The organism is Gordonia sp. IITR100, from assembly GCF_002009645.1.
Lineage (GTDB): Bacteria > Actinomycetota > Actinomycetes > Mycobacteriales > Mycobacteriaceae > Gordonia > Gordonia hongkongensis.
On sequence record NZ_MVKV01000002.1, the window covers coordinates 481,468 to 501,715 of the forward strand.

17 protein-coding genes are annotated in these 20,248 nt (G+C 69.7%); 7 read left to right on the forward strand and 10 right to left on the reverse strand.

The features are described from left to right. Positions 1-25: 25 nt before the first annotated feature. From B1818_RS06015 to B1818_RS06030, 4 genes are all read right to left on the reverse strand, one after another. On the reverse strand, positions 26-1,255 hold the full coding sequence (locus B1818_RS06015) for an MFS transporter (RefSeq protein WP_058251462.1): 1,230 nt from the start codon (positions 1,253-1,255) through the stop codon (positions 26-28). Continuing rightward, positions 1,252-2,280 carry a patatin-like phospholipase family protein gene (locus B1818_RS06020; RefSeq protein ID WP_078112160.1) on the reverse strand — a complete coding sequence of 343 codons (1,029 nt, stop codon included), beginning with the start codon at positions 2,278-2,280 and terminating at the stop codon, positions 1,252-1,254. Before B1818_RS06020 ends, B1818_RS06015 begins: the two co-directional genes overlap by 4 nt. Positions 2,281-2,336: 56 nt before the next feature. Next, a complete protein-coding gene (gene soxR, locus B1818_RS06025) occupies positions 2,337-2,786 on the reverse strand; it encodes a redox-sensitive transcriptional activator SoxR (protein ID WP_065630178.1) in 450 nt (149 codons plus the stop codon). A 76-nt stretch (positions 2,787-2,862) separates the two neighbouring features. Further along, on the reverse strand, positions 2,863-3,726 hold the full coding sequence (locus tag B1818_RS06030) for a universal stress protein (protein ID WP_058251664.1): 864 nt from the start codon (positions 3,724-3,726) through the stop codon (positions 2,863-2,865). Between the two features lie 203 nt (positions 3,727-3,929). Between B1818_RS06030 and B1818_RS06035 the strand changes: the two genes are divergently transcribed. After that, the gene (locus B1818_RS06035; RefSeq protein ID WP_058251465.1) at positions 3,930-4,235 is read left to right on the forward strand and encodes a hypothetical protein; all 306 of its coding nucleotides are present in this window, start codon (positions 3,930-3,932) and stop codon (positions 4,233-4,235) included. Positions 4,236-4,325: 90 nt separating this feature from the next. Then, positions 4,326-5,900, forward strand: coding sequence for a serine/threonine protein kinase (locus tag B1818_RS06040; protein WP_078112161.1), 1,575 nt, complete (start codon positions 4,326-4,328; stop codon positions 5,898-5,900). Positions 5,901-5,977: 77 nt separating this feature from the next. Here the strand turns inward: B1818_RS06040 and B1818_RS06045 are convergent, their stop codons facing one another. Genes B1818_RS06045 through B1818_RS06065 form a run of 5 tightly spaced genes read right to left on the reverse strand, consistent with a single transcriptional unit; the run spans position 5,978 to position 12,389 of the window. Next, complete coding sequence (locus B1818_RS06045) at positions 5,978-6,790, reverse strand: protein kinase (RefSeq protein WP_078112162.1); 813 nt, start codon at positions 6,788-6,790, stop codon at positions 5,978-5,980. Between the two features lies 1 nt (position 6,791). Continuing rightward, complete coding sequence (locus B1818_RS06050; RefSeq protein WP_078112163.1) at positions 6,792-8,915, reverse strand: cation:proton antiporter; 2,124 nt, start codon at positions 8,913-8,915, stop codon at positions 6,792-6,794. Between the two features lie 18 nt (positions 8,916-8,933). Then, a complete protein-coding gene (locus B1818_RS06055) occupies positions 8,934-10,448 on the reverse strand; it encodes an FHA domain-containing protein (RefSeq protein WP_078112164.1) in 1,515 nt (504 codons plus the stop codon). Further along, positions 10,445-10,894: a hypothetical protein gene (locus B1818_RS06060; RefSeq protein ID WP_058251470.1), complete on the reverse strand. Its 450-nt coding sequence runs from the start codon at positions 10,892-10,894 to the stop codon at positions 10,445-10,447. Before B1818_RS06060 ends, B1818_RS06055 begins: the two co-directional genes overlap by 4 nt. Position 10,895: 1 nt before the next feature. Further along, the gene (locus B1818_RS06065; RefSeq protein WP_231742359.1) at positions 10,896-12,389 is read right to left on the reverse strand and encodes a hypothetical protein; all 1,494 of its coding nucleotides are present in this window, start codon (positions 12,387-12,389) and stop codon (positions 10,896-10,898) included. A 671-nt stretch (positions 12,390-13,060) separates the two neighbouring features. Here B1818_RS06065 and B1818_RS06070 point away from each other — a divergent pair. From B1818_RS06070 to B1818_RS06090, 5 genes are all read left to right on the forward strand, one after another. After that, positions 13,061-14,095: a diiron oxygenase gene (locus tag B1818_RS06070; protein ID WP_078112166.1), complete on the forward strand. Its 1,035-nt coding sequence runs from the start codon at positions 13,061-13,063 to the stop codon at positions 14,093-14,095. 34 nt (positions 14,096-14,129) lie between these two features. Beyond that, positions 14,130-15,710: a 4Fe-4S binding protein gene (locus tag B1818_RS06075; RefSeq protein ID WP_078112167.1), complete on the forward strand. Its 1,581-nt coding sequence runs from the start codon at positions 14,130-14,132 to the stop codon at positions 15,708-15,710. Between the two features lie 25 nt (positions 15,711-15,735). Next, positions 15,736-16,221: a hypothetical protein gene (locus B1818_RS06080; protein WP_078112168.1), complete on the forward strand. Its 486-nt coding sequence runs from the start codon at positions 15,736-15,738 to the stop codon at positions 16,219-16,221. After that, entirely contained in the window at positions 16,218-17,180 is a 963-nt protein-coding gene (locus B1818_RS06085) for a DMT family transporter (protein WP_139362990.1), read from the forward strand. Before B1818_RS06080 ends, B1818_RS06085 begins: the two co-directional genes overlap by 4 nt. Positions 17,181-17,297: 117 nt before the next feature. Continuing rightward, positions 17,298-18,125 carry a maleylpyruvate isomerase N-terminal domain-containing protein gene (locus tag B1818_RS06090; protein WP_078112170.1) on the forward strand — a complete coding sequence of 276 codons (828 nt, stop codon included), beginning with the start codon at positions 17,298-17,300 and terminating at the stop codon, positions 18,123-18,125. Positions 18,126-18,295: 170 nt separating this feature from the next. Here B1818_RS06090 and B1818_RS06095 read toward each other — a convergent pair whose 3' ends face one another. Then, a complete protein-coding gene (locus tag B1818_RS06095) occupies positions 18,296-19,939 on the reverse strand; it encodes a DEAD/DEAH box helicase (protein WP_078112219.1) in 1,644 nt (547 codons plus the stop codon). Positions 19,940-20,248 lie beyond the last annotated feature (309 nt).

Genomic DNA, 20,248 nt, shown 5'->3' on the forward strand with positions numbered 1-20,248 from the left:
GTAATTCGTCGTCCGCCCGCGCACATCACTCATCGTCTGCGCGGGCCTTCGTGTCGGTCGGAGTCATCGTCGGACCGTCGCCCACGATCACCGGCGCGGTCTCGCGCGCGAAGATCCACAGGACCAGCGCCACCGCGGCCACCACCCCGGTCAGCACGAACGCCGGCCCGAAACCGACCCGATCGGCGACGAATCCCACGATGACCGGACCGGTGACGGCACCGAGGTCCGACGACATGCCGTAGGCGGCCAGCGCCGAACCGCCTTGCTGACGGTTGCCGAGGACGTCGGCGAGAGCGGCTTGATGGGTGGGTGCGAACAGTCCCGAGCCCACCCCGGCGACCACCGACAACGCCAGTGCGACGCCCACGTTCGGCGAGAACCCGAGCGCGATGGTGGCGACGACGGTGATGACGAGTCCGGGCAGCATGATGGGTCGCCGTCCGAACCGGTCCGACAGACGGCCCGCGATCAGGATCGCCAGTACGTTGCCCGCGGCGTAGATCGCCAGCACGATTCCCGCCATTCCCGCTCCGGCACCGAGACTCTCGGTGATGAACAGCGGCACCACCGCGACCCGGACCCCCATCGACGCCCAGCCCTGGGTGAAGTTGGACGCGAGGATCGCCCGGTAGGCGCTGTCGCGCAGGGCGGTCCGGAAACCGATCAGCCCGCCCGTCGGGCCGTCGGCCTGATCCGGTGCGATCACTTCCCGCAACTGGGTGGCCACCACCGTCGACGCGACGAGCAGCGCGACCGCGTACACCACGAACGGGACCCGGAGTCCGAAGCCGACCAGCGCCGCCCCGATGAGCGGACCGGTGATGCTGCCGATGAGGAACCCCGCCGAGAAGAAGCCCGACACGCGACCGCGAATGTCGCTCGGCGCCATACGGATCAGCAAGGCCATCGCCGAGATGCTGAACATCGTCGACCCGATGCCGCCGAGACCGCGGAAGATCAGCAGCTGCCAGTAGGACTGGGCGAACGCGCACGCCAGAGTGCTGGCCGCGACGATCAGCAGACCGGTCAGGTAGATGCGCCGCTCGCCGAAGACGGTGACCAACCGTCCCGTTGCGGGCGCGAACGCCAGGCGCATCACCGCGAACGCCGAGATGACCGCGGTCGCGGCGGTGAACGAGACGTTGAAGGTGCGGGCGAAGGTCGGCAGCGCGGGCGCGATGAACCCGTATCCGAGTGCGATGACGACGTTCGCCGACAGCAGCACCCAGATGCCGCGGGGGATCTGCCTCATGGCAGCTCGGGCAGGTCGTCGAGGGCCCGCGCGGTGAGGGTCCGGCCGAGCTCGATCATCTCCGAGGCCTTGTGAAAGTCGAGCGTGCGGACCGTCCGGCGGGGTACCCGGATCAGCACGTCGGGCGGATAGCCGGCGACCTGGTAGCGGGTAAGGGCCTCCTGCATGATGTCGAGCGACCGGCTCAGCACCTCCACGCGTCCCATCCGGGCCGGTTCGTCGACGCCGAACGCGGGCGCCACCTGTTCGGCGGACGGGACGGAGCCGGACTCGGCCGCGGCATCGACCGCGACGGCGCCGCCACCGGTGGCGGCCACCGCCGCATCGGACGCCGCTGCCTCCTCCGAGGGCATCTCGTGGCCGAGCCGGTCGCGGACCGCGCGGATGAACTCGTTGTCGAGGATCGGCGCCACGTTGCGCCGCAGCAGTCCCCTGGCCTTCTGTTCGCGCGTGGCGCCCGCTTCCGGGCCACCGTCGGAACCGATGATGACGCCGATGGTCACATCGCTCGGCACCGTCGAGGTGGGCGCCACCGGCAGCGGGTCGAGGATCCCGCCGTCGGCCAGCAGCCGCCCACCGTGCTCGTGCGGGCTGATGACGCCCGGGATCGCGATCGACGCACGCAGGGCGTCGGCGAGGACACCGCGCTGGAACCAGACCGCGCGGCCGGCGTTCAGATCGGTGGCGACCGCGGTGAACGGGACGGGCAGGTCCTCGATCGCGGTGTCTCCGAGGATCTCCCGCACCCGCAGCAGGATCCGCTCGGCCCCGATGACGCCCGGCTTGGTCAGCGAGACGTCGAGCAACCGGACGACGTCGAGCTGGGACAGACCCGAGATCCAGTCCACGTAGTCGTCGAGTTTCCCCGCGCAATACAACCCGCCGACGAGAGCACCCATCGACGAGCCGGCGACGGTGACGATCTCGAACCCCCGCGCCTCGAGTTCGGCGATCACCCCGATGTGCGCGTAACCGCGGGCGCCGCCACTTCCCAGAGCCAGCGCCACGCGCGACGGTCGAGCCATGGGCCAACAGTACCGCCGCCTGTTCTGCTCCCCGACATCGCAACTGGCGGAGACGGCTACTGCTCGGTGAGGAGTCGCCGCGGCCCCGGGCCGAGTTTGTTCAGTTCGTCGCCGGGGTTGAGGAGATGGCACTCCCCGAGCGACAGGCAACCGCAACCCACGCAGGACCCGATCATGTCCCGCATGTTCTCGAGCAGTGCGATGCGTTGGTTGATGTCGTCCATCCAGCGTTTCGACGCCGCTTCCCACATCGATTTCGGGGGCGACTCGTGGTCGCCCAGTTCGGCGAGCACCTCGCCGATGACCGACAGCGGAATCCCGGCGACCTGCGACGCGCGGATGAATGCGACGCGCCGCAGCATCGCCCGGTGGTAGCGGCGCTGGTTCCCGGAGGTGCGCCGGCTGAAGATCAGGCCCTGGTCCTCGTAGAAGCGGACCGCCGACGGGGCGATCCCGGCTCGCTGGGCCAGCTCGCCGACCGAGAGCTCCAGCTTCTTCAGCGTCATGGGTCGATGGTAAGCGCCTCCGACGGCGTCGTCCCCGGTGCGCGACCGGGGACGACGGGCAGCGCTCACCGTGGGGTCAGGTGCGGACGACCATCACCGGGCAGTCGGCGTGGTGCATCACCTTCTGGCTGGTCGAGCCCAGCAGGAGTCCGCGGAAGCCACCGCGGCCGCGACTGCCGACCACGAGCAGCGATGCGTCCGCGCCCGCCTCGTCGAGCAGCGCCTTCGCCGGCTCCTCGGGCAGGACTGATCGTTCGATCGTCACGTCCGGGTAGTCCTGGGCGTATCCGGCGAGGCGCTCGGCGAGTACCTCGACCGCGTCCTGGGTCATCCGTGCCACCTCGTCGGCGCCGATGCCGTACCCGTGGAGCGCGTCCGCGTCGAGCGGGGTCCAGGTGTGTACCGCGCGGAGCGGCACGTTGCGCAGCGAGGCCTGCCGGAACGCCTCGGCGACCGCGGCATCGCTGACCGGTGAACCGTCGACCCCCACGACCACCGGTCCGTCGGGGTTGCCCTCGGCGGCGACGACCGTGACCCGGCCGTGTGCGTGAGCGGCGACACTGGTGCTCACCGAACCCAGGAAGAGGCCCTTGACGCTGCCGAGACGGCGCGTGCCGACGACGATCATCGCGGCGTCCTTGCCCAGCTCGAGCAGCACGCGCGCGGCGTCGCCGTCGACGATCGAGGTGGCGACCGTCACGCCGGGTGCCGCTTCTTTGGCGGCGTCGGCGGCCGCATGGACCGCGTCGGAGGCGTCCTGGCGGATGGCGTCGACGACGTCCTGCGGGATGATCAGGCCGGGGGCGTAGTCACTCGTGCTGGCGTCGTACGCACCGACGACCTTGAGGTCGAGACCTTCGGCAGCGGCCGCCCGCGCCGCCCAGCGCACCGCGCCCGTGGCCGCGTCCGACCCGTCCACGCCGACGAGTATCGCATTCATGTTGTGGCTCATCTCCTCTGATCGCGACGGCCCCTGGCGGGGTCTTCGGTTCGGCCGCGGGTCGGCCCGGGCTCGCCCCGGACGGCCCGGTATCGGCCCCGGCCCCCATCCTGCCCCGGCGCCGTTGCCGCGGCAATGAGTACGAGGTCCCGACCACCGTCGCTTTCTCCACGATTCGGGCGCCGTGTAACCTGGCGGACACCATGACGTCACCCCTTCCGCAGAACGGCACCAACGACTTTCGCGCAATCATGATCCACATCGGGATCACCGTCGCACTCGGACTCGGCCTGCTGTTCTTCGCGCATGCGTCGTCGGATCCCCTCCAGACCGTGTTGGTCGTCGCCTCTCCCGTCGTGGTTCTCCTGGGCGCGAGCACCATGCTGTACCGCACGTACCGGGTCTGGAAACGCAACGGTCGCTGGCAGGTGTGGCAGGGGGCGGCGTGGTTCCTGTTGTTCTTCTTCATCGTCATGCTGTTCAACTCCGCGCCGGTCCTCTTCGAATGACCCGGGCGGGGTCGCCCGGCGCCTGTTCGCCCCGGTGGACGCCCTCTGACCGGTAGAGTCGGTCCTTTCACGTGAGGTGAGGGAGGCGCCGTGTCCGTCGGTCCGACCCACGACGAACCACTTCCTCCGGGCGCTCTCGTCGGGCGTCACCGCATCGAGCGCCTCCTGCGCAGACGCGTCGCCGGCGCCGACTACCTGGCGACGGCCCCCTATCCGGGGGCGCCCGCCGAGCGCGTGCTGCTCACCGTCGTGGACCGGGCCGCCTCGATCACTCCCGCGTTCGGCAACTGGTTCCGGGATGCGATCGAAAAGGCCTCCGCGATGGCGCATCCCGGGATCGCGCGCATCACCGGACACGGCATCGCCGACGGCCGCGCCTGGGTGGCGGTGGCTCCCGTGCCCGCCTCCGACGCCGCCCTGCTGATCCGGCGCCACCCCGACGGCATCGACATCGATCTGGCGGTGCGCGTCGTCACCGTCGTCGGCGAGGCGCTCGACGCGGCCCATCGCCGGCGCCTGGTCCACGGCAACGTCTCCCCCGCCGACATCCTGTTCAACGGCTCCGCAGACCCGACCGTCGCCGGGGCGTCGGGGCCCGGCGCCGTCACGCTCACCGGTTTCGGCCTCACCGCACCGATAGCGGGCGACGAGATGCCGCACCCGGCAGCCGATGTCGCCTCATTGGGACGTACCCTCGTCGAAATGCTCACCGGCGCCGGGAGTGAAGCGAGCGGGCCGAATGTGACCGGCACAAGCTCGGTCGCTCGGCACCGGGTGTCGGGAGCAGTGTCGCCGGCGTTCTACGCCGTGCTGGCACGGGCGCTCGACGCCGATTCAGAACACCGATACCGCACCTGCGCGGAATTCGTCCGAGCGGCCGAGCTCGCCCTGCACCTCACCCACTCCGACGGCGAACCGCCGACCGAGATCATCCCCGCCAGCCACCCTGAATCCGAGTATGAGTCCGCCGCAACCGATTCCGACACGACGGAGGTCGTGGACGCGGGGCCGGCCGCCGGCGTCCCGCGCGTGTTCCAGCCCGCCGGTCATCCGGATCGGCCGACCGAGGTCGTCACCGACCGGCCGCGGGGGGCCGGGCCGGTGAACCGGCCGCCGACACCCCCACCGTTGGCGCCCCCGCCGACGGCCTCCCCGTCGATGCGTCGACGACGGCTGATCGCGCCGTTCTTCGTCGCCACGGCGATCGTCGCGGTCGTCGTCGGAACGGTGATGCTGCTCGGCGCGCGCACCACACCGCCGCCGTGGCCGGCGGGCGTCGCCCCGATCGCCGCTGCCTTCCCGCAACTCCTGCCGGATACGCCCGAGGCGCCGGGATGGGGAGATGCCGACTGTGAGGCCGTCGTCCGCAACGGCATCGACGGGATCTCGTGCACCGACGCCACGAACGTCGGATTCGTGGTGTGGCACACACCGACGTCACCATCACGCGCTGGCGTCACCACCGGCCTCAAGGGCTACCCCGGGGATGAGATCAGCTGGCGCGACGGTCCGGCGTCGGCGAGCCGGGACAGCGTCGTCGACGGTTGGGTCGTCACCAATTTCACCGGGCCACCGCATGCGCAGTACACCCTGGTGACGACGTGGCCCGGACACACCGGCCGCGAGATCCTCGACGACTGGTGGCGCACGGCGCCGCTCGGCTGACGACCGTGACCGGGACGAAGGCCGACCCTTCGTGACGCAGGGAGCAGGGGGCGCGAACCGCCCGATGACGTCTGTCGTCAGCGCCCGCGCAGCCCGTCGATCCGGACGGCGACCTCCATCGCGGTCGAGGGACGGGAGCCGGCGAGGGCGAGACAGTTGGCGATGAGGGTGCGCTCGTCGCGGTCCAGGTTCTCCGAGAGGGCCGGCGGCGTCGACAGCGCCGCCCGGATCGCCAGCAGCGGCTGGGTGTCCGGCACCTCCCCGTACACCCCGTCGCCGGTGAGGGCACGGTGCAGACACGCCCCGAGCGACCAGATGTCGGTCGCCCGCGACGGCACATCGCCGGCCAACAATGCGGGGTCCATGTACTGCACCGCCCCGGGCTGGGCGAAGCTCGTGATGGGCTCGTCGGCCGCCAGCACCCGGGCCAGACCGAGATCGGAGATCTTGCCGCCGGTCTCGGTGACCATGATGCTCGACGGCGTGACGTTGGCGTGCGCGATACCGGCTTCGTGCAAGGCGTCCACGCCGCGCGCCGCGTCCGCGATCGCCGCCAGCTTCTCGTCTCGACTGAGCTCGCGCGCCGGACTACCCAGCGAGCCGAGCGGGAAATACTCCATCGCATACATGAACTGGCCCTGCAGCACGGCGTCGTAGAGCCCGGCGAGGTAGGGCGACACGACGGCGGCGAACGCCCGCAATTCGCGTACCCCGCGGCGGTAGGCGTCGTCGCTGCAGACGCCGCCGAAGACCTTCACCACGACGCGGTCGGTGGCCAGGCCCAGTCGCGCGGGGGGTACGGCGAGATAGAACGTGCCGTTGCCCCCCATGCCGAGCTTCTCGAGCACCGTGAAATCCGCCAGCTGCTGCGGGATCTCGACTTCTGGCATGTCAGTGCCTCTCCGATGATGAACCGATGTTCGGACTGGACGGGTCGTCGGCCGCCCTCGTGGGTGCGGATGGTGCGGCCGGAGACGGGTAGAGCATCGCGACGCGGTCGCCCAGCGATTCCTCGCTCGTCTCGGTGTTGTCGACGACGGTGACCGGAACGGGTACGGCCGGATCGCCTTCGTCCGATCCGGCGACGGTGAACGACACGGCGTTGTCGCGGTGTCGGCGGGGATCCTGCACCGACACCGAAACCCCCTGTTCGGCAACAGCGTTGAGGTCGGCCAGCCACCGACGCCGAGAGCCGGATGCGACGACGGTCAGCGACCGCGACCCGAAGAGCGCCAGACCCGCGGCCATCAACGCAGCGGTCCGCCCGCTGCGATCGTCCGCGGCGATACACGTGATGGTGCTACGACTCGGTGCCACGGTGTCATCGGCGGTCTCGTCGACGACGGCCACCGGAGCCGATCGCAGCGACTCCCCCAAGAGCCGGTCGCCACTGTCCACGAGGACGAGGTCGGCATTGGCGTTCTCCGACATGGCCTCGAGGTCGGCTGCGGGATCGGCGCTGAACCGGCACAGCACCGACACCGCACCCGCGCCGGTCAGCGACGCGCCCAACTCGTTGAGGCGCTCGACGGCCGATGCGATCGCCGCGAAGTCCGGCACGACCGGAATCCCGACCTCGAGCGGGCGCACGGACCGGTCCGGGGCGGTGAGCAACCCGGCCAGGACGACGTCGAATCCGGTGGTGCAGTCCAGCATTCGCCGATGCCGCGCCCGCAGGTCGGCGGTCGTCCCGACGGGATCGCGCATCAGCACCAGGACCCGCGGGGCGGTGGCGGTGGCCAGGGCGCGACGTTCGGCGGCGGCGATGTCATTGGCCACCACCTTGTCCGGATACACCACGCGCAGCAGGGGTTCGGTCAGGATCGTGGTCACGAGCGCCATCACTACGAGCATCGCGAACAGTTCGTCACTCAGCACACCGAGTTCGCGCCCCGCGGCCAGGATCACCAGCTCGGTGAGTCCCCGCGTGTTCATGAGCACCGCGATGGCCGCGCTCTGTCTGGTGGGGATGGCGCTCGCCCGCGCGCCCGCATAGGCGCCGAGGAACTTGCCCGCGATCGCGACGAGCAGGACCAGCAGCAGCTGCCCCATGCCCGCGACGCCGATCTGGGTGAGGTCGACGTTGAGGCCGGTGACGACGAAGAACATCGGCAGCAGGAGCAGCACGCTCGCCTGCTCGAGCCGTTCGAGGATCTCTCGGTGCAGCTGTTCGGCTCCCACCTTCGGCATCACCGCGCCGAACACGAAGGCGCCGAAGATCTGATGGATGCCGATGACGTCGGTGGCCGTCGCCGAGAGGAAGAGTCCGATCAGGATGACCGCCAGGATGTCCGGCGTGAGCCGGCCGGCACTGTCGCGCCAGGCGATCAGCTTCGCCAGCAGTGGACGGACGACACCGAACATCACCGCGGCGTAGACGAGCGTGAGTCCGACGATCTTGGCGACCTCGAGCGGACTGCCGCCCTGGATGATGGCGATGATGAACGCCAGCAGCGTCCAGGCGAGGATGTCGTCGATGGCGGCCGCGGCCAGGCTGAACACCCCGGGAATCGTTCTCATCATCCCGCGGTCGGTGAGGATCCGCGCCAGCACCGGGAAGGCGGTGATGGACATCGCGACACCCATGAACAGCACCATCCCCAGCCGCTCGATCTCCATTCCCCCGACCATGTCGTGCGAGGGATAGAGCAGCAGGCCGAGGGCCGCGCCGAGGGCGAACGGCAGCGCGATCGAGAATGCCGAGATGCTGGCCGCCGCGCGTTCACGCCCTTTGGTCAGCCGCATGTCCAGTTCGAGGCCGACGATGAACATGAACAGCACGAGGCCGATCTGGGCCAGTGCTCCCAGCAGCGGCCGGACGTCGTCGGGGAAGAGCCACTGGTCGGGATTGCCGGGCAGGAGCCCGAGCAGGCTGGGACCCAACGCGATCCCGGCGGCGATCTCGCCCACCACGGCCGGCTGACGGCAGGCACGCGCGATCATCCCACCCACCCGGGCGGCGGCGATGACGATCGCGACGTCGAGCAGCAGGAAGGCGACCGTGTGTTTGTCCATGACCTCGGGTCCGTTCGCTCAGATACGGGCGTGGTGTGACTCGAAGATGAAGTGGCGCCCGCCGATCCGGACATGCGACCCCGGCACCAGCACGTGGGCACGATGCGGGAGCAGCCGGGTCTCCCGGTTGCCGCTGCTCGGATCGGTGACGAAGGTGCCGTTCGCCGACCCGAGGTCGACCAGCTGCACCGTCCACTCCACCAGCCGGATCTCCACGTGGCGGCGCGAGAGCTGACCTGTCTCGTCCTGCACGCGAATCGGTTTGGGCGAACCCGCCGGTCCACCGCCGGCCGATCCCGGTTCCCGGCCGATCACCAGGTCCTCGTCGAGGAGGAAGGTGAACCCGTTGTCGAGCAGCAACCAGCCCAGCGGGGGCCGTTCGCCCTCGACGAGGAACGTCGTCAACTGGTCCATCCGGATTCCGCAGACCCCGCACAGCCACGACTGCGGATGGTTCAGATGGCCTCGCGAACAACGGATGCCGTGCACCATGGCCCGCGACGCCTCGATCTTGACGACCTCGGTCGCGGGTTTCTGATGCTCCTCCTTGGGCAGCGGCGCGCGCGGTTCGAGCGGTTCGGCGAACGGATTCGGCGCGGGAGCCGGCTCGACGCGAGGCTGGCCGCTCGGCGGGGTGGCGTCCCGCGGCGGCCGCTCAGGTGGGTGGGAAACGTTCGAGGACAACGGTTCCGACCCGAACGGACCGCCCAGCGGAGTCGAGGTGAACGGCAACGGATCGGGTGCCGGCAGGTCGGCACCACCATCGGCGCCGGGCGCCATCCGCTCGGTCGTGCCCATCGGGTCCGGCTCCGGCGGCAAGTCGTCGAAGGGCGACCGTTTCCGGATGGGCTCGGGCGCCGGGGGCTCCGGCGCCCCGGGTGCCGGCTTGTCGAGATCGTCCAGGGCCTCGGTCGGTGGACCCGCGTCCGGATCGGGTCGGGACGGTTCGACGGCCGGTTCCGGCCGCGCCGCCGCCGGTTCCGGCCGCGGCTGCGGCTGCGGCGGGCGCTCGGCCAGGGAGTGGAATTCGGTGCCGCGCAACCCCAGCGGGGTGTGCAGCAGCGCGCCCGCGGCAGGCACCGTGCCCTGGACCAGGTCGAAGCGCTCGTCACCGACCTCCGCGGGCTTCGTGCCGGCGAGGTAGAGCCCGAGACCCTCGAACGGCCACGGCACGGCGCGGTCATAGGAATCGCCCGCGGGCGGCTCGATCCGCTTGCCGTCGGTCTCCCCGTACACCCGGCCCGAGAGGAAGATCGCGATGCCGGCATTGTCGGGAGCCGCGAAGGCGATGTCGACCGGGTCGTCGGCGGTGGCCACCAGCTGAGCCAGCGCCCGTACCAGGTGCCGGCCCCGCCGCGGTGCCGAATCCGGCACGACCACCGCAGATTCGATGTCGAGCAGATCGGTGAGGAAGGACACGGGCACCGCGTCGTTCGTCAGGCACAGAAACGCCGGGGTACGGATCACGATCCCCGCACCGGGGATCAGCGTCACCGTCGGCGTGACGCTCGGGATGTCGCCCGGACCGGTCACAGGAACCGTCCTCCCTGGAATCGCCAGTGGGGGAAGACGGCGCGTAGTGGACCGTTGACCGCCACCCACACCAGCAACCAGGTGGTGACGAACTGGACGGTGAACACGACGGGCGACGGTTGCAGCGACTCCGGGATCAGTCCGGTGCCGTCGATCACGATCCACACCAGGATGCCCTCGTTGATCGCCGTGAGGAGCCCGAAAAGGGTCGGCCAGTCCTTCTCCCAGCGGAACTGCTGCAGGAAGTGGTACAGGAATTCCCACAGCACCCCGAGGACGATGACGGTGACGAGCACGGTGAAGGCGACCCGGTAGACGTCGAGGATCGACGGGTCCCCCGAGGAGATGAGCCACAGGAACGGGACGAGCACGATGGTCCACAGGCCGCCGAGGATGCCGAGCACCAGCACGCGGGTCTGGATTCGCCCCCACAGGGTGGGCAACATGTCAGTCGACTCCCTTGTTGTTCATCCAGCGCCACCACTGGGCGGTCGATCGCCAGGGCGTCAGTCGTCGACAGAACCCCTGGCGGGCAAGGTCGTCGACGATCTCGAGGGCGGCGATCTGCAGACCGAGGAAGGTGTCGACGCCGGGAAAGTAACCGCCGAGCGTCGCGCTGCCCGAGGCGTACAGCTTGCCGTTTCCGCTGCGCGTCCCCTTCAGCTCGAAGTCGCGTTCGACGTCCATGCGGCCGACCGGGTTGATGCCGGCGCCGGTGTGGTCCAGCAGATCACGCAGCAGGCGGTGCTCGCGGACGTCGGCTTCGAGTCCGGTGCAGTCGATCACGTAGTCGGCGTAGATCTCGAAGGTGCCGTCGGGCCGGTGGTCCTGCCGGATCGGTGCATGCGGGTCGACCCGCACGGTGGTCACCACCCCCTGCCCGCCCGCAGCCGGCAGCAGACTCTCCGCCTTGCCGACGGCGACGCGGTACCAGCCCTCGCGCCGCCCACGGGCCAACTGCTCCTGCCAGTCGTCGCGGACAGGGGTGTTCGTCCCGCCCATCTGCTTGTACGCCTCCGCGCGCTCGTGTCCCTCGAGCTTGCGCATGCGGGCCTTGAGCTGCCCGCCCCAGACCGACTTCGGATAGTTGAAGCCCTGGTAGGCCCAACCGTCTTTGCCCTTGCGCCGCATGAAGATGTGTGGGCCGTGGGGTTTGTCGTAGTACGTGCGGAAGAGGTGCACGATCTGCGTCTGGAGCCCGTACGCGTCGCGATCGTCGATGAGCCGCTGCAGGACCCGCGACGCGACGATCCCCGCACCGCGGATCACCACGGTGCCGGGTTTGCGTTGCAGCGACTGGTAGATGTGCTCGTGCGACTCGTAGGCGTTGACGACCTTGCTGGCGTCGCGGTAGGTCTCGCGGAACGCCTGGAGATCGGGCAGGAGCTTGATCCCCGGGTATCCGATCGCGACATGGACCCACTGGCTGCGGAAGGCCACCCGCTTGGTGGGCGAAGTCCCCTGCGGCGGTGTGAGAATCGTGAAGTAGCCACCGGCGGCGCGGCGTCGGATCATCCGGACCTGACCACGGTGCAGGCACTTCAGATAGCCGATCCGCTCGCATTCCTTCTGCATCGACTCGAACGCCTGCCCGGCCCTCGGCGTGTAGAAGTTCGCGAAAACGGGCTCCACCAGCACATTCCACAGTGGCTTGAGCTTCTTGTCCGCCCAGGCCTCCCGCACCGCGTACGACGGGAAACCCCAGATGTTGTCCGGGGTCGACGCCGAATCCGAACGCAGGCGCTCCGTGCGCGGGATCTGCGACACCCGGGTCAGGTACTCGTAGCTGTGCCAGGGCACGTCCTGGGGGCCGAGCACCGCGATCCGGTCGAGCGGCACCCCGCAGATGCGCAGATAGTCGACGGTCACGAATGACCCGATGCCCGAGCCGACCGTGACGAACGGGACGTCGACGATCGGGATGCCCGCGGCCTCGACCATCGCATCGGTCCAGATGTCGGTGTCGACCAGCCCCGGTGTCAGATCGCCGACGGCGCCCGCGGGCCCGGGAGCGCCTCGTCCGGGCGCCGGAACAGGCCCAGGGCCCGGCCGCGGCGCGGGGGGCGCCTGGCCGGGCATCGGTCCGGGACGAGGCGGAACGGGCGGTGGGGGTCCCGGGCGACGCGGGGCGGGCCCCGGTGGCCGCGGACCCGGTGCGCCCGGCAGGGGCCCGCCGGGGTCGGGGACGACACGCGTCGGACCGTGCGGCGGCTGGGTCACGACCGGACCCGGGTGCGTGGTACCGCCGGCAGGCCGCGTCGACCGACGCGGGCGGCATGCGTCGCGCCCCGAGAATGCCGGGACGCGTGCGGAACACGACGGGACATCGCTCCTCCAGGTGAGCAGACGCGGTTACGGATGGTGCGGTAACTCTAACCCGCGGCGATGCTCGCGACGGGGTTATATAACCCGAACGAATTACACCCGTCGCACCAGGTCAGCCCCTGAACTGCGCGGAGTCGGGCAGGCTTGCCGGTGAACGCACCGGTGCATTGTGCCGGTATCGAACGTGACATCGAGTGTTGACAAATAGCGGCCCGTCGAAATACGTTCGAGTCATCCGCTGTGGTCTGTTTCACCGGCCGAGCCGCCCACCCCGAAGGGATGCGACGATGACGAAAGCACTGACCCCGACCGACCGGGAGCACGAGGCCCCCGCCCGCTACGTGCCGCAGCACGACAAGTCCGGCAGCGACCACGATTACGACCAGGTCCTCGACGACCTGTCCGCGGCATCGGTCCATCGCAACTTCGACCCGTACGTCGACATCGACTGGGACGCGCCGGACATGGCGATCGTCGAGAACGATCCGCGGTGGATTCTGTCCTACGAGGTCGACCCGATCGGCCGCCACCCGTGGTACCAGCAGTTGCCGCAGGAGAAGCAGATCGAGATCGGCATGTGGCGCCAGGCCAATGTCGCCAAGGTCGGCCTGCAGTTCGAGTCGGTCCTGATCCGCGGCCTGATGCAGTACAGCTTCAAACTCCCCAACGGTGCCCGCGAATTCCGCTACACCACGCACGAATCCAAGGAGGAGTGCAACCACACCCTGATGTTCCAGGAGTTCGTCAACCGAACCGGCATGGACGTTCCCGGGGCCAAGCTGGGCTATCGCCTCATCTCTCCTCTCGTTCCGCTGGTCTCGACGGTCTTCCCCACCGTCTTCTTCTTCGGTGTGCTCGGCGGCGAGGAGCCGATCGACCACATCCAGAAGGACTTCCTGCGCACCCGCGCGAGCCTGCACCCGACGATGGCCGCGGTGATGCAGCTGCACGTCGCCGAGGAAGCACGCCACATCTCCTTCGCCCACCACCTGATCCGCGAGCAGGTGCCGCAGCGCGGACGCGTCCAGCGTTTCCTGTTGTCGCTGATGCTCCCGCTGACCATGCGCATCCTCTGCGGCGCCATCGTGGTGCCCCCGCGGAGCTTCGCCAAGCGGTTCGACGTGCCCGACGCGGTCATGAAGGACATCTTCTGGCGGTCGCCGGAGTCGAAGCGGTTCCTGCGCAACGTCTTCGGTGACGTCCGCATGCTCGGCGAGCAGAGCGGACTGATGAACCCGGTCTCGCGCCTGCTGTGGCGCGCGCTCGGCATCAGCGGCCGCCCGTCACGGTTCCGCAGCGAGCCCACCTACACCGCGGCCTGAACCCGAACCCCGAACGCAGGTAGAACCCGAGACCATGCCCCACGTCGTCACCCAGGCGTGCTGCGGCGACGCGTCGTGCGTGTACGCATGTCCCGTCAACTGCATCCACCCCACGCCTGAAGAGCCCGATTTCGGCATCGCCGAGATGCTGTACATCGATCCCGCGACCTGCGTCGACTGCGGCGCATGTGTCAGTGCGTGCCCGGTCGGCGCCATCGTCCCGGGACATCGCCTGCCGACCGGACAGGAACGGTTCGTCGAGGTCAACGCGACCCAGTACCACGATCCGGCCGACGGAGCCGCGCGCTTCCCCGTCGACCCGGCCCGTCGGCTACCCCTCGCGCCCATCGATCGTCCGCGGCAGCTGGCCGTCGACACCTCGATCTCGATCGGCATCGTGGGTTCGGGCCCGTCGGCGATGTACGCGGCCGACGAGCTGCTGCGGCAGCCACAGGTCTCGGTCACCATGTACGAACGTCTCGACCGGCCGTTCGGGCTGGCACGGTTCGGCGTCGCGCCCGATCACCTGCACACCCGCAAGGTGATGGAGCTGTTCGACGACATCGCGCGCAACCCCCGACTGGAGATCCTGCTGAACACCGAGGTCGGGCGGGACCTCACCCTGGCCGACCTGCGCGCCCGTCACCAGGGCGTGATCTGGGCGGGCGGGGCACCCACCGACCGGCAACTCGCGCTGCCGGGATTCGATCTCCCCGGAGTGTCCAGCGCGACATCCTTCGTGGGTTGGTACAACGGCCATCCCGACTTCGCCGACCTCGACGTCGATCTCGACACCGAGCGCGTCGTGGTCGTGGGCAACGGCAACGTCGCCCTCGACGTCGCACGCATCCTCGTCGCCGACCCGGGCACCCTCGCCGCCACTGACATCTCCCGTCCGGCACTGGCGAAGCTGCGGTCCTCATCGGTCCGCGAGGTGGTGGTGATGGGCCGCCGCGGACCCGCGCACGCGGCCTTCACCCTGCCCGAACTCATCGGACTGGTCGATTCGGGGGTCCCGGTCACCGTCGACGCCGCCGACCTCGAAGCGCTGCCCGCACCCGCCGACCTGGACACCACGACTCGTGCCAAGCTCGATCTCCTGGCCGAGTGCGCCGCCCGCCCCGAACCCGAGGGCCGTCGAATCCGATTGGCGTTCTTCGCCTCTCCGATGGAGGTGACCGCCGGTGCGGACGGCCGCGCGCGCACGTTGACCGCCGGCCGCAACCGTCCGGTCGTCGACGACTCCGGAGCCGCGGTCGGCATCGAACCCACCGGCGAGACGGTGGGCCTCGAAACCGGGCTCGTCCTCACCTCGGTCGGTTACCGCGGTGTCGCGGTCCCGGGTCTCCCGTTCGACGACGCGGCCGGGATCATCCCGCACCTCGACGGCCGCGTGCTCGACGGGACCGAGCCCGTAACCGGGATGTATGTGACCGGCTGGATCAAGCGCGGTCCGTCGGGCTTCATCGGCACCAACAAGACCGACTCGGCGCAGACCGTCGCCTCGTTGCTCGACGACCTCGAGTCGAACGCGATCGAGGCCTCGGCACCGCGTCGCCGTCGGTTGCTCGGCCGACGCCTCGGCGTCGCGTCGTCCGTCGCCGGCCTCGATTGACGGACTGCTGCGCTAGATTTCAGCCATGGGGCTCCCCGCGTACCAGCGCGCCACCGTGCGCGCCGATCTGTCAGATCTACCCGCCGACGTCGCCGCCTCGCTGCGCGACCATGCCGAGTCGACACAGCTCACCGTCACCGACGACCTGCCGGCGTGGATCACCCGGAGCATCAACCCGCCGTCGACCACGTTCTTCGGCAAGCTCTTCGGACGACGCAGCAACCCCGTCGACCCCGATTCCGAGCACCAGACGCTCATCGTGCTGCATCCGACCCACCTGATCGTCGTGGTGTCCGGGGCCGAACGTGGGGTGTCGGCGCTATCGTGTCCGCTCGCCGTCGCGTCGATGTCGTCGACCCCGTATGTTCCGGAGTCCGACGGATTCTCGGTGACCGGCTTTGCCGGTCATGAAGGACGTCCGGGCAGCTTCTACCTCGGAACGGGTGAGCCGGCGGGCACGGAATGCCGGGAGGCCGTTCGCTCGGCCATCGTCGCCGCCAAGAATCCGTGAGGACCGCGGACCGCACTGCGCCGCTCTCGCGACCCGCGCTGGGTCTCACACTCGCGCTGATCTCGTCGGCCTGTTTCGGCATCTCGGGGGTGCTCGCCCGGGCCATGATCGAGTCGGGATGGACGGCCGGTGCGACCGTCACCGTCCGCATCGCACTAGGCGGTCTGGTCCTGGCCATTCCCGGCTTCCTCGCCTTTCGCGACCGTCGGCAGCCGCTGCCCGAGCAGCCGGGCCGACGGTCCTGGACGGTGCTCGTCCCCTACGGACTCCTCGCGGTGGCCGGCTGTCAGCTGGCCTACTTCTATGCCGTGACCTACCTGCAGGTCGGCGTCGCGCTGCTCATCGAATACACCGCCCCGGTCGCCGTGCTGGTGTGGATGTGGCTGCGCCACGGCCAGCGTCCGGGTCGCGTCACCGTGCTCGGCGCGGCACTCGCGATCGGGGGACTCGCGCTCGTCCTCGACCTCACCGGCGACGTCCCGATCAGCGCGATCGGGGTGCTGTGGGCGCTCGCCGCGATGGTCGGGGCCGCCGCCTACTTCGTGATCTCCGCCGACGACCGCACGGGCTGGCCGCCCCTGAGCCTGGCCGCGGGTGGCCTGCTCATCGGCGCACTGGCCCTCGTCGTCGCGGGGCTGACCGGGATCCTGCCGATGACCATGACCACGGACCCGGTCGAGGTCGGTGCGCTCGAGGTGGCCTGGTGGATCCCGCTCGTGCTGCTGGGTGTGGTCTCGGCCGCCATGGCCTACGGCTCCGGCATCGCGGGCGGCCGGCTGCTCGGGGCCCGGGTGATGTCCTTCGTGGCGTTGTCCGAGGTGCTGTTCGCGGTGGTCTTCGCCTGGCTCGTGCTCGACGAACTGCCGGCACCGATTCAACTCGCCGGCGGCCTGCTCATCGTGCTCGGCGTCGTCTGCGTACGGCTCGGCGAAGCCGCCCCGGCGGTGTCACGTGACTGAGAATCATCGTGCGCGTTTGTGAATAATGTTGCGCACCTTGCACATCTGTCCACAGGTTCGACGTGTTGGCACGGAATGTGTCGCACGTCGCAACGGGCCGGGGTAATCTCGTGCCCCATGTGGGGGGAGGAACCACGCGCGACGGGGATGTTCTCGAGGTTTGACTACATCGACGCCGCGCTCACGACTGCGGATCGGTTCACCGATCTCGTGCTCGGTGTCGGCGACCCCGACACCGAGCTCCCCGACACCCCCGCCTGGACGTTGACCGATTGTGTCGGCCATGTCGCGATGGCGCCGTCGCGCTTTCTCGAACTCGCGCGCGGCGAAGGTGAGTGGTGCTGTTCGGCGGTCGACGTACCCGACTTCAATGCCAAACAGATCGCCAACTTGCCGACGCGCGACGTGACAGTGCTCTGCCGACGATTGACCGACGACCTCCGCGAACTCGTCGACGAGGTGTCGCATTTCCACGCGCAGGTCCCGAAGATGCACTTCGACGGCGACTGCGTCATCCGGGCCGACGCCGCTCTCGGCCTGCTGATCGGCGAGTTCGTGGTGCACGCCCGCGACATCGCACGCGCTGTCGGGGCCCGCTGGTGGGTCGAACCGGACGTGGTGCTGATGATCATCCGGGCACGCCAACACATCCTGCCCAGTTGGGTCGATCCGCTGCACGCCGCCGGGCACTCCGGCACCTACGACATCCGGCTCCGCGGGTGCGGCGAACGGCACGTCTACCAGTTCACCGACGGCGAGCTGCACATCGATCCGCCGGAGCCACGCCGGCCCGATGTCCACATCAGCGTGGACCCCGCGACCGCTCTCCTCGCCGGTTACGGTCGCCTGTCCCCGGGGTGGGTCGGCCTCACCGGGAAGGGCATCGCCTGGGGTGCCCGGCCGTGGCTCGCTCCTCGCCTCCAGCACAAATTCCTGCCCGCCTGAGCGGGCGCCGCGGCGCAGGGGCGCGGGTGACGACAGCACGCCGCGCTCCAGGAAAAAGTCGCATGCGACATCATTCCGTTGACGCGACCTCGATCGAGGTCGCGCCGCCGGATTCATGTCGCATGCGACGTCAATGGTGTGCGGGAGGTGACACCCGCGCCGTGCTCGGCTCAGCGACCGGTCGGCGAACCCGCCGGACGGCTCGCCCGGCGTCCCTGCCCGCGGGCGCCCGCCCGCTGCTGGTCGCCGCCACGCGACTGCCCGGCGCCGCGTCCCTGGCCTCCGGTTCGTGCGTCCGACGAGCGCGAACCGCCCGCGCGCGAGTCGCTCCGAGCCGGACGGCCGCGGCCCTCGCCGCGAGTACCGCGCGAGTCACCGCCGGTGGCGTTCCGGCCGCCGCCGGTTCCGGCGCTCCGGCTCTCGCCACGAGCGCCGCCGTTGCCGCCCTGGCCTCGACCACGACCGCCGCGTCGACTCCCCTGCGAGCGACCGCCCTGCGAACGACCTCCCTGCGAACGACCTCCCTGGGACCGGCCGCCCTGTGCACCACCGCCACGAGCGGCTTCGGCGGCTGCGCGTGCCGCCGCGGACACGCGGGGGGCGCGCTCGCCGACGAGCTCGTCGACGGCTGCCGACGATGCGTCGACAGCGATGGGTGTCACCTTGATCTTGGCCTTGCGCAGTAGTTGTGCGACCTCACGACGCTGCTCGTGCAGGCAGACGGTCACGACGTCGCCGGCCGACCCGGCGCGGGCGGTGCGGCCCGAGCGGTGCAGATACGCCTTGTGCTCGGCCGGCGGATCGACATGCACGACGAGTTCGATGCCGTCGACGTGCACGCCACGGGCGGCGACGTCGGTGGCGACGAGGACACGGACCTCACCCTCGCCGAATGCGGCCAGGTTGCGGTCGCGCTGCGCCTGGCTGAGATTGCCGTGCAGGTCGACGGCCGGGATCCCGGCCCCGGTCAGCTTCTTGGCGAGCTTCTTGGCCTGGTGCTTGGTGCGCATGAACAGTATGCGTCGACCGGTGCCCGAGGCGAGCTCGGCGACGAGATCCTGCTTGTCTGCCGAGGAGACCTCGAAGACGTGGTGGGTCATCGCGGCCACCGGCGACTCCGCCGAATCCACCGAGTGGAGCACCGGGTTGTCGAGGAACCGCTTGGCCAGTTTGTCGACGCCGTTGTCCAGCGTGGCCGAGAACAGCATCCGCTGGCCGTCGGCGGGGGTCGCGGCGAGGATCTTGGTCACGACGGGCAGGAAGCCGAGGTCGGCCATGTGGTCGGCCTCGTCGATCACGGTGATCTCGACTTCGTCGAGCCGGACGATGCCCTGACGCATCAGGTCCTCGAGACGTCCGGGGCACGCGACGACGATGTCGACTCCGCGCCGGAACGCCTGCTCCTGGCGGGTCTGTTTGACGCCGCCGAACACGGTGGTGACGGTGAGTCCCACGGAGGCGGCGAGCGGCTCGACGACCGCGGCGATCTGGGTCGCGAGTTCGCGGGTCGGCGCCAGGATCAGTCCCGTGGGTGCGCCCACGTAGCGCTTGACCTGCATCTCGGCCAGGCCGGCGACGAGCGGGATGGAGAAGGCGAGGGTCTTGCCCGAGCCGGTCTTGCCGCGGCCCAGGACGTCCTTGCCGTCGAGGGTGTCAGGGAGGGTGTCCTTCTGGATCGGGAAGGCGTCGGTCTTGCCCTGAGAGACGAGAACCTTGACGAGTTCGGTTGGGACACCGAGGGATTCGAACGACACACCGGGCGCCGACGCAGCAGCATCGGTGGAGGTGGCCGGGTTTTCGAGGACAGCAGTCATGTGGTGTGCAGGCTTCTTCCTGTGCTTGGCACGCGAACAGCACGACTGACGTGCAAGGGCGGTGCCGGTGGCGAACACGCGGGTGCGCGAGCTCGTTCGCCGTATGAAGTCAATGGCAGGTGGCCGACCGGTGTCGGAATGTCCGGACCTGCGAGAGAGGCGTTCTACGACGCTAGACGCGGCCTGTACGGGCGCATCACTTCTGGCAACAGTACGCGTCGGTGATCGATACCGCGAATCGCTGTGATGCACGTCGCGTTTCGCCCACACCGGCAGGGTCGTCGGAAATCCGACCGAAGACCGCCCAGG

What these genes read in the sequence shown, in the direction of transcription:
- B1818_RS06015 (WP_058251462.1), bottom strand. Translation starts at nt 1,255, where the DNA reads ATGAGGCAGATCCCCCGCGGCATCTGGGTGCTGCTGTCGGCGAACGTC.
- B1818_RS06020 (WP_078112160.1), bottom strand. Translation starts at nt 2,280, where the DNA reads ATGGCTCGACCGTCGCGCGTGGCGCTGGCTCTGGGAAGTGGCGGCGCC.
- soxR (WP_065630178.1), bottom strand. Translation starts at nt 2,786, where the DNA reads ATGACGCTGAAGAAGCTGGAGCTCTCGGTCGGCGAGCTGGCCCAGCGA.
- B1818_RS06030 (WP_058251664.1), bottom strand. Translation starts at nt 3,726, where the DNA reads ATGAATGCGATACTCGTCGGCGTGGACGGGTCGGACGCGGCCACGGGC.
- B1818_RS06035 (WP_058251465.1), top strand. Translation starts at nt 3,930, where the DNA reads ATGACGTCACCCCTTCCGCAGAACGGCACCAACGACTTTCGCGCAATC.
- B1818_RS06045 (WP_078112162.1), bottom strand. Translation starts at nt 6,790, where the DNA reads ATGCCAGAAGTCGAGATCCCGCAGCAGCTGGCGGATTTCACGGTGCTC.
- B1818_RS06050 (WP_078112163.1), bottom strand. Translation starts at nt 8,915, where the DNA reads ATGGACAAACACACGGTCGCCTTCCTGCTGCTCGACGTCGCGATCGTC.
- B1818_RS06060 (WP_058251470.1), bottom strand. Translation starts at nt 10,894, where the DNA reads ATGTTGCCCACCCTGTGGGGGCGAATCCAGACCCGCGTGCTGGTGCTC.
- B1818_RS06065 (WP_231742359.1), bottom strand. Translation starts at nt 12,389, where the DNA reads ATGGTCGAGGCCGCGGGCATCCCGATCGTCGACGTCCCGTTCGTCACG.
- B1818_RS06070 (WP_078112166.1), top strand. Translation starts at nt 13,061, where the DNA reads ATGACGAAAGCACTGACCCCGACCGACCGGGAGCACGAGGCCCCCGCC.
- B1818_RS06075 (WP_078112167.1), top strand. Translation starts at nt 14,130, where the DNA reads ATGCCCCACGTCGTCACCCAGGCGTGCTGCGGCGACGCGTCGTGCGTG.
- B1818_RS06080 (WP_078112168.1), top strand. Translation starts at nt 15,736, where the DNA reads ATGGGGCTCCCCGCGTACCAGCGCGCCACCGTGCGCGCCGATCTGTCA.
- B1818_RS06090 (WP_078112170.1), top strand. Translation starts at nt 17,298, where the DNA reads ATGTGGGGGGAGGAACCACGCGCGACGGGGATGTTCTCGAGGTTTGAC.
- B1818_RS06095 (WP_078112219.1), bottom strand. Translation starts at nt 19,939, where the DNA reads ATGACTGCTGTCCTCGAAAACCCGGCCACCTCCACCGATGCTGCTGCG.